This is a genomic window from Apibacter muscae, assembly GCF_007845635.1.
GTDB lineage: Bacteria > Bacteroidota > Bacteroidia > Flavobacteriales > Weeksellaceae > Apibacter > Apibacter muscae.
This window is the reverse complement of sequence record NZ_SELG01000012.1, coordinates 1-1,139: the sequence shown is the minus strand read 5'-3', so window position 1 is coordinate 1,139 and position 1,139 is coordinate 1. Positions and strand designations below refer to the sequence as shown.

Annotated in this window: 1 protein-coding gene; it reads left to right on the top strand. The window is 43.5% G+C overall.

What is annotated here, in order from left to right:
- Positions 1-1,139 (top strand): contractile injection system protein, VgrG/Pvc8 family (locus tag ETU08_RS00500; RefSeq protein WP_185145244.1); only part of this gene is annotated, 1,139 nt, incomplete at both ends.

Here is a 1,139-nt window from a genome sequence, read left to right as displayed (position 1 = left end):
AAAATAGCAGACCACGACAGCTTTACCATCACCTGTTATTCCGATGCGATAGATGGAGCAAAAGCCTACCCCCTAGAAACCTCCAGAAATTATCTAGGAAAAAGAACCACCATACAATTCATGCAGTATGGAAAACCAGCCCTGGTATACACAGGAATAATAACAGACATCACCAATATACGCGAAAACGGAGAATCCAAACTAGTATTAACCGGAAAATCCCCCACCATATTACTAGAAAACGGACTTGATACCCAAAGCTATGAAAACAAAGACCTAGCAGGAATCATACAAGAAGCCACCACAGAATACCCCCAAGATTTAGTACAATGGGAGATCCAACCCCAAATGAAAGAAAAACTCCTGTATACCGTACAATACCGAGAATCCGACTGGAACTTTATCAAACGCTTAGCCACCCGATACGGAGAATGGTTATATTATAACGGACAACAAATTGTATTTAGCCCCTATGGAGCGAAAGGCTTTGAACTAGTAGAAGAACAAGACGTATATGATTGTAAGTTACACATGCAACTCGTCCCCCAGAAGTTCAGCTATATAGCCTACGACGCCAAACAAGCAAAAGCACACACCGTGAAATCCGAAGCAGTAAGCCTCAGTAGACGACTAGTAAATCCCTTTCAACAATACGCCATGCAAGCCTCCGAAGACATATATACCAAAGTCCCATCCTCCCTGTATAATCACAGTTTAATGGAAGCAGGCGAATACGAACTCAAAGAAGCCGTAAAAAGACAAAAACAAAAAAGACAAAATGTCTTTTTTATGGAAGCCAAAACCAATAAACCCGACCTAAGAGTCGGAGATACCATAAAACTCAAAGCCTGGATGCCCGGGCATGAAATCTTTAAAAACGGAGAAGTCCCCTTAGAATCCTACCGAATATTAGAGATAAAACACTACCAAGACGTAACCGAAGGCTATTACAACGAAGTGATAGCCATCCCGAAAGACAATGAAGTCCCCCCCTACATGGATGAAGACGCCTTTCCAGCCTGTGAAGAACAATCCGCCATCGTCACCGACAACAACGACCCCCAAGGCATGAGCCGCATACGAGTACAATTCCCATGGCAGAAAGCCTATGGAGGACAAAGCCCCTGGATCCGCTCCAT